The sequence below is a fragment of the Fusobacterium perfoetens genome (assembly GCF_021531475.1).
Classification (GTDB): domain Bacteria; phylum Fusobacteriota; class Fusobacteriia; order Fusobacteriales; family Fusobacteriaceae; genus Fusobacterium_B.
Map to the genome: position 1 here is coordinate 20,581 of NZ_JADYTX010000031.1, position 6,712 is coordinate 27,292.

The 6,712-nt window shown below is 26.4% G+C and carries 11 protein-coding genes; 5 read left to right on the plus strand and 6 right to left on the minus strand.

The window, feature by feature from the left end; all coding sequences use genetic code 11:
• Nucleotides 1-7: 7 nt before the first annotated feature.
• The 6 genes from I6E15_RS07655 to I6E15_RS07680 are packed head-to-tail and all read right to left on the minus strand — an operon-like array spanning nucleotide 8 to nucleotide 2,301.
• Entirely contained in the window at nucleotides 8-523 is a 516-nt protein-coding gene (locus tag I6E15_RS07655) for a siphovirus Gp157 family protein (RefSeq protein WP_235247249.1), read from the minus strand.
• Nucleotides 520-792 (minus strand): hypothetical protein, encoded by a 273-nt coding sequence (locus tag I6E15_RS07660; protein ID WP_235247250.1) that lies wholly within the window; start codon nucleotides 790-792, stop codon nucleotides 520-522. Before I6E15_RS07660 ends, I6E15_RS07655 begins: the two co-directional genes overlap by 4 nt.
• A 14-nt stretch (nucleotides 793-806) precedes the next feature.
• Entirely contained in the window at nucleotides 807-995 is a 189-nt protein-coding gene (locus I6E15_RS07665; protein WP_235247251.1) for a hypothetical protein, read from the minus strand.
• A 13-nt stretch (nucleotides 996-1,008) separates the two neighbouring features.
• On the minus strand, nucleotides 1,009-1,221 hold the full coding sequence (locus I6E15_RS07670; protein ID WP_235247252.1) for a hypothetical protein: 213 nt from the start codon (nucleotides 1,219-1,221) through the stop codon (nucleotides 1,009-1,011).
• A 2-nt stretch (nucleotides 1,222-1,223) separates the two neighbouring features.
• The gene (locus I6E15_RS07675) at nucleotides 1,224-1,991 is read right to left on the minus strand and encodes a phage antirepressor KilAC domain-containing protein (protein WP_235247253.1); all 768 of its coding nucleotides are present in this window, start codon (nucleotides 1,989-1,991) and stop codon (nucleotides 1,224-1,226) included.
• 43 nt (nucleotides 1,992-2,034) lie between these two features.
• Entirely contained in the window at nucleotides 2,035-2,301 is a 267-nt protein-coding gene (locus tag I6E15_RS07680; RefSeq protein WP_328222063.1) for a helix-turn-helix domain-containing protein, read from the minus strand.
• 112 nt (nucleotides 2,302-2,413) lie between these two features.
• On the opposite strand from I6E15_RS07680, the gene I6E15_RS07685 reads away from it, so the two are divergent.
• From I6E15_RS07685 to I6E15_RS07705, 5 genes are all read left to right on the plus strand, one after another.
• Complete coding sequence (locus I6E15_RS07685; protein ID WP_235247255.1) at nucleotides 2,414-2,788, plus strand: helix-turn-helix domain-containing protein; 375 nt, start codon at nucleotides 2,414-2,416, stop codon at nucleotides 2,786-2,788.
• A 1-nt stretch (nucleotide 2,789) separates the two neighbouring features.
• Nucleotides 2,790-3,380 carry an ImmA/IrrE family metallo-endopeptidase gene (locus tag I6E15_RS07690; RefSeq protein WP_235247256.1) on the plus strand — a complete coding sequence of 197 codons (591 nt, stop codon included), beginning with the start codon at nucleotides 2,790-2,792 and terminating at the stop codon, nucleotides 3,378-3,380.
• Between the two features lie 4 nt (nucleotides 3,381-3,384).
• Complete coding sequence (locus tag I6E15_RS07695; protein ID WP_235247257.1) at nucleotides 3,385-4,401, plus strand: hypothetical protein; 1,017 nt, start codon at nucleotides 3,385-3,387, stop codon at nucleotides 4,399-4,401.
• Nucleotides 4,402-4,789: 388 nt separating this feature from the next.
• Nucleotides 4,790-5,830: a tyrosine-type recombinase/integrase gene (locus I6E15_RS07700; protein ID WP_235247258.1), complete on the plus strand. Its 1,041-nt coding sequence runs from the start codon at nucleotides 4,790-4,792 to the stop codon at nucleotides 5,828-5,830.
• Nucleotides 5,831-6,325: 495 nt separating this feature from the next.
• Nucleotides 6,326-6,556, plus strand: a complete 231-nt coding sequence (locus I6E15_RS07705) for a hypothetical protein (protein WP_235247259.1) — start codon at nucleotides 6,326-6,328, stop codon at nucleotides 6,554-6,556.
• The last annotated feature ends 156 nt before the right edge of the window (nucleotides 6,557-6,712 follow it).

Below are 6,712 nucleotides of genomic sequence, written 5' to 3' on the forward strand. Positions count from 1 at the left end.
ATATCACCTACTTAATTTTTAAATTTTCTTTGTATATAAGTCTTGCTCCTGGCACTTCTTCTCCATTTTGGAGAGCTTTTTTTATATCATCTTTCTTAGGTTCGTAAGTTCTTTCTATCTTTTCCCTCATAAATTCCTCAGGTATTAAATCTTTATCAAATACATCTGTTGATGGTGGATTTACTCTTAAAGATATAGTTCCTAAAGATGTTTCTATCTTTTTAATATCCATTTTCTTCATATTAAATTTGATATAAGATTTAAAATTTTCTATCTCTTTTTTCATTTTATTTTTTAGATTTGTTAGTCTTTCTATCTCTGCTGTAACCATCTCTAAATCTGATTCTTGGTTTCTTATTACCTTTATTATTCCCTCAGATTTATTTACTAATGCATTTTTTAATTCTGTTTCTAGTTCTTCCAATGTTTCGTTATCTCTTATTTCTCCTGTTTCCTCATCAATAGCTGCAAGAAATAACTCATTCAATTTTTGTTCTTCAGAAACTAATTCATATAACTTCATTTTTTGCTCCTTTCATGGTATAATACCTTATCGTTTATTTTTTTGTTTGTACTTGTTGAGGTTGCCGCCTCTTCAAGTACTTTTTTTATATACTCAAATGTTAATCCGTGACGCTCTGCAAAATACTCTGCATTTACTATTCCTTGATGAGTAACAATTCCTTTTTTCTTGAGTTCTGCATTAAGTCCTCGAATTATCCCACCAGCCTTACTATATTGAAAGCCAGTTATTTTAGATATGTCCTCAATATTCAAAAAGAATAAGTTCATACTCTCCCTCCTTTCTAAGTAAAGTTTTCTATAATAACAAATGCTGTTATTAGCATTATTACTACCCCTGCAAAAATAGCACAAGAAAGTTGTTCTTCTTTCTTATTAATGATTTCTTCCTCCAAAGCATTTCTCACTGCTTTATTTATCATTGCTCTTGCATATTTAGTATCAAAATCTTCTATTCTATATTCTGTTTTCATTTCTTCTCCTTTCTTAATTCAAATATTCTTCATAGCCCATTTCTATAAGCTCTTCATCTGTAAATTTACTTAGATATTCTCTTAAAGAAATTTCTTTATCTAGTCTGTAGATAAAATATACAAGGTCTTTTCTTCCCTCTCCTTGCTCTTGCCCTGCGTCTTGCCTCAACTCCAACAATTCGAGATATCCTAATTCTTTAAGGTTTATATTTTTATCTATTGCCATTTTTATTTTTCCTCCTCACTTTCTTCTTTTTCTATAATTGGTAAATATCCATGTGCTTTTAAAAATTCATATAGGAATAATCTTCCTTTTTGTGTCCAATATGTATGTGGTTTAGCTCCTTGTGTTCCATCAGGTCTGTTGTAGTTTTGAGTTTTTGTTTGTGTATATCCTTTATCAGCATATTTTTGATATAAAAGCCAAACTCCACTTTGAGTATATTGGATTCCTAATTCGTGTAGTAATTTGTTAAAGCCTTTTGCTGCCATTCCATAATCTTTAGCTATAATTGTTGTACTTAACAAATCTTTGCATTGTAAAATCACATCATAATAACTTGCTTTAGGTTGAAGTTCTGCTATTTGTTGATCTTTTACTTTATTTTCTAATTGTAAGTTTTCAATAGTTTCTTGTTGCTCGTAGGCAAGTTTTAAAGCCTCTTTAAATGAAGTTGGAATTTTTTGTCTTATAATATTTTCCATTTCATTAAATTTGTTTATGTAAGCCATTTTAAATTCTTGGTATCCTTGAATGTTAAACATATAAAGTGTAAATCCATCTTTTGTTAAAAGGTATTCTTTGTACTCCCTATTTTGTCCATTTACCTTATAAGTGCTTGGAATTATTAGAGAACCCACATTTGGGGTTTCTAAAATTTTTTCTAAATCCCTTATAATATGATCGTGTCTTTTTCCTAATTGTTCAGCTATTGTTCTACTGTTTACTACATTTTGTCCGTTTACATTGTTGATAACTACTTCTAAATTTTGCATTTTATTTTTTCCTCCTCTATCTTTTTTTTACTTATTACGTAACTTATTCTGCAAAAAAAATTTCCCAAGGTTTTTTTAAGTCTAAAATTTTTATCAATTTTTCAATTTCTATAGTAGTAAAAATTCCTTTTTCTAGTTTACTAGAGAATGTCTTCGGTGTAATTCCTAGTTTTTCTGCGACTTCTCCTTGAGTTAACCCTTTTGCCACTATTCTTCCTTTTAATTCATTAGTTAAAACCATTTTTTTCTCCTTTCTCTTTTGTTTCTTATTACGTAACAAAAGTATACTATATATTTTTTTGCTTGTCAAGAAAAATTTTACTTAATACGAAAAAAAAGTAAATTAAAAAGAAAATATTTACATTTTAAGAAAAATATATTATAATAAAAATGTAAAAACAAAATACAAGGAGATAATTATTATGGAAGTTAAATATACAAAAACTCAGGAAACAATAGCTAGGCGTTTAAAAGAAAAAAGAGAAGAAAAAGGATTTACTTTAGAAGAGGCAGCTAAACATATTAATGTTTCGAAAGTTACTTTACATAGATATGAAAATTTAAATATTTTAAATATCCCATCAGACAAAATAGAAACATTGGCTAAGTTATATGGAACTACTCCTAAATATATTATGGGGTGGAGTGATGATGATGCTGTTACGCCTAAAGAAGAAGTTTCTCCAACTTATCGTTGGGTTGCTAGAAATGCTAAAAAAATGAATGAGAAAGAACTTGAAAAATTACAATCTCTTATGAAATTAACATTTGATATTTTTGATGACGAGGAGGAATGATTTGGAAACAAATTTTGAAGAAACCACTAAACTTGCACACAACATTCTTATTAAATATTCTGATGGGACATTTCCTATTGATATTTTTAAAATTATACGTGAAAATTTTAAGAATATAAAATTAATACCATTCAGTAAATGGAAAGCAAAAACAAAAATTAATGGAACTATGTTTGAAGAACTTAAAACAGATTATGGTATGGCTTTTTATGATGAAAAAAAATACTGTATAATTTATAATGATGCAAAGTGTCTACAAACTCAAAGATGGACTGTGGCTCACGAATTAGGACATATTTTACGTGGACATTTATCTAATAATGAATATTTGATGTATTCTCCTGATAACACACCTTTTGAAATGGAGGCTAATACTTTTGCAAAACAATTTCTAGTACCTTTTCCTATTATTAGGTATTTATTTAATTTTTTAGGAAGGCGTATTATTTATCCTTGTGATATCGAAGAAATCTTTGATGTTGGTGTTGGTGCATCTTCTAATATTATTAATCATCTCAATAAATTACGTTACTTACCAACTAATATCAACTTAGAAAACAAATTTAGAAATTATTTTTTAAAATGGAGATGATGTTGTGGAAATGATTGATTATATTAAAGAACATTTTGATGATATTATAAATGAATTAGGTATAGAAACTATTAACCCAGATAGAAGATACTGGTTAATTAGAGCAGGAGAAAAAGGTGTATTTTTTAATGAATTTTATGGAAGAGGGTTTACAGGCATTGGATATGGAATTAATGATTTAGAAATTTTAACTAATTCTACTAGAGATGAATTGAAAGATATTATCGAAAAAAAATTCCCTGAGGAGAAACAACCTGGACATATTTCTGGGAAAATCTATAATTTTATGCACGAAATAAAAAAGGGAGATGTCATTGTTATGCCGTCATCAGGAAGAAAAAACGTTGCTTTTGGTATCATTGAAAATGATGAAGTCTTCATAGATAATTCTTTAATTAGTGGAGAATCTCTTCTCGAAGAAGATAATAGCATAGATATTCCTGATAAAAGAAGAAAAGTTAAGTGGCTAAAAATCGTAAATAGTAGATTTTTACAATCTAAGCTTATTTTAAATCTTTTTTCTCCTCATGGACTTTCAGGGATAACTGATCCTGAGGTAACAAAATTAATAGATATTAATGTCAATGATTTTTTCTTAAAAGAAGAAAACGCTTATTTAAGTTTTCAAGTTAATAGTGAAAAGCAAATTAACTTAAATGCTTTATCAAATTTAATGTCTGTCTTAACTGATATTTCTTCTACATATTTAGAAGATAATCAACAGTTCTCTGTACAAATAAACCTTAATTCCCCAGGAAAAATTGTAATTTATGGTGCTAAAGTAAGTCTAGTCTTAGCCTTTTTAGTTCTGTCTTTTTTGGGAGTAAAATTCAAATATGCGAAAGGAACGGAGGAATGTACTGTTGATACTCCAGGACTATTCACTTTTTTCAAAGAATATTTATCTCATCAAGAAAAAATGGAAGAGTTAAATATAAAATATATAGAGGCTATCAATCAATTAAATATTGAAGAGGCTGAAAAGATAAAATTAATCAGAGAAAAAAATAAGCATCAATAATAGATGCTTATTACCAAATTACTGTAATATTTTTAAAAACTACTATTACAGAAAATATTAACGTCAAAAATATCGCTAAATCATTATCAAAGATTTTAGATATAAAATAATTTAAAATTAAAAAAAGAAAAGAAATAAAAAATACATAAATAGCTATACCTCTAATTATACTAACTAGCATTTTTCTCACCTCTTTCTCTTTTTTTATATTTTAAAATTAAAATATACTTTTGTCAATTAAAAAAGCAAAAAAAAACAGTCCCTACGCCAATAGGAACTGTCTAACATACAATTAACCGAAGTCAACTATATGTCTATAGCAAGAATATTATATCACGACTTTGGTTATTTTGTAATACACAAAATTATGAAAGGACGTGATTTTTTTATGAAAAATCCTAATAATTATGGAACTATTTACAAAATGAAAGGCAATAGGCGAAAGCCTTGGATAGCTCGTAAAACTATTGGATATGATCCTATTATTGGAACTCAAAAAAAAGTTACTATTGGTTGTTATGAAACCAAAAAAGAGGCTATGGAAGCTCTTTATTTTTACTTTGAAAAACCTGAAAGATTATTTTCTGATAAAATGACTTTTAAAGAAATATTTCACCTTTGGAGAGAAGATCACTATAAGAAAATAACTCCATACACTAGAAAACATTATGATAAATTCTATAGAGTTTGTATTTCTGATTATTTTGATAAAATGACTTTTAAAGAAATTAAAACTTTACAAATTCAAAAGTTTATAGATGGACTATGTTCTCACTATGCGAGAGCTACAATCAAGATTATAAGGGCTATTCTCAAGAGTATTTGGTTGTTTGCCCTAAAAAATGATTATATTGATAAAAATATTGTAGAATTGGTTGATATTAATAATGAAGCTAAAAGGAAAGTTATTAATAGAAGAGTTTTTACAAAAGAAGAAATTCAAATTTTATTTAACAATACTCATATACCTTATATTGATACTATTTTAATTCTGATTTTTACAGGTTTAAGAATAAATGAACTTCTAAGTTTGAAAAACACCGATATTAATCTTGAAGAAAAATATTTTATAACAGCTGGTAGTAAAACAGATGCAGGAAAAAACAGACTAATTCCAATTAATTCAAAAGTTTTACCTTTAGTAACGAAAAGAATGAAACTTCACAATCAATTTCTTATAATGAAAGAAAATTCTCAAATAACTTATTCAAGTTACAATTATTATTTTAAAAAAAATTTAGAAAAAATAAATATAAAAAATCACACAGTGCACGATACGAGACACACATTTGCAACACTTTTAAACAATGCTAATGCTAATTCCAAGAGTATTACAGAATTGATAGGTCACGAAAAATACCCAACTACAGAAAGAATCTATACTCACAAAGATTTAGAAGAACTTAGAAAAGCTATCGACCTATTATAGTTTGCTGCCTATTTGCTGCCTACAACAAAAAATAATCCTATTTTTGTTATAAAATAATACAAATATAAAAACCTCTAATTTCAATTATTTAATAAATATAAGGAATTAGAGGTTTTGTTTTAATACATACTAAATAACGAAACGTTACCTTTGATACTATTTTAACTTTTGCTTTTTATTAATGCTATTTTTTATTTGATGCCTATTTGGTGCCTATAATTAATAATTCATGAAAAATTTTAAGCTGATTTAATTTCACTCATTTTCTCATAGAAAGTTTTTTGCAATATTAAACTTTTTATCATATAATAAGATATCTCTTATCAAAATATTTTAGTTTTTTTAATTTTTTGATATAAAAATTCTCTATTTTTCTATATCGTCAAAGAAATTTTTCATAAAATTATATTTGTAAATTTTATTACTTAGAAATTAAAAAATATATAAAATATGGTAAAATTAAACTATAAAAATATTAAAAACGGAAGTGCTCTTATGAATTATTTAGATCATAAAACAGAAGTAAAATATGTTGACGGTTTATTAGCACATTCACAAGAATGGCAATGGTTAATAAACGAAATTGAAAATAATTTTCAAATAAATAAAACAGGTTCTTGGGAACAATACCTTATTGAAAGTCAACATATAAAAGATATCTTTAAGTATTTTGTAAAAATTTTAGAAATTTGTGACAAAGAATGGAAATTTTCAAAAAAATTTTAAAGAAATATGGGAAATTGCAAAATTTTATATTGGGGCTACAGATGTTAACAATTGTACAAAGAAAATTTTTTCCAACCAAGTGATATGATACCCATAAAGGACACATATATATTATCAACAAATTAAAAAATATAAGAAAGTTGGTAATGTATGTCT

Excerpts from the sequence above, each read along its gene's own strand:
- I6E15_RS07655 (WP_235247249.1), bottom strand. The coding sequence starts at position 523 with ATGAAGTTATATGAATTAGTTTCTGAAGAACAAAAATTGAATGAGTTA.
- I6E15_RS07675 (WP_235247253.1), bottom strand. The coding sequence starts at position 1,991 with ATGCAAAATTTAGAAGTAGTTATCAACAATGTAAACGGACAAAATGTA.
- I6E15_RS07705 (WP_235247259.1), top strand. The coding sequence starts at position 6,326 with ATGAATTATTTAGATCATAAAACAGAAGTAAAATATGTTGACGGTTTA.
- I6E15_RS07665 (WP_235247251.1), bottom strand. The coding sequence starts at position 995 with ATGAAAACAGAATATAGAATAGAAGATTTTGATACTAAATATGCAAGA.
- I6E15_RS07685 (WP_235247255.1), top strand. The coding sequence starts at position 2,414 with ATGGAAGTTAAATATACAAAAACTCAGGAAACAATAGCTAGGCGTTTA.
- I6E15_RS07660 (WP_235247250.1), bottom strand. The coding sequence starts at position 792 with ATGAACTTATTCTTTTTGAATATTGAGGACATATCTAAAATAACTGGC.
- I6E15_RS07700 (WP_235247258.1), top strand. The coding sequence starts at position 4,790 with ATGAAAAATCCTAATAATTATGGAACTATTTACAAAATGAAAGGCAAT.
- I6E15_RS07670 (WP_235247252.1), bottom strand. The coding sequence starts at position 1,221 with ATGGCAATAGATAAAAATATAAACCTTAAAGAATTAGGATATCTCGAA.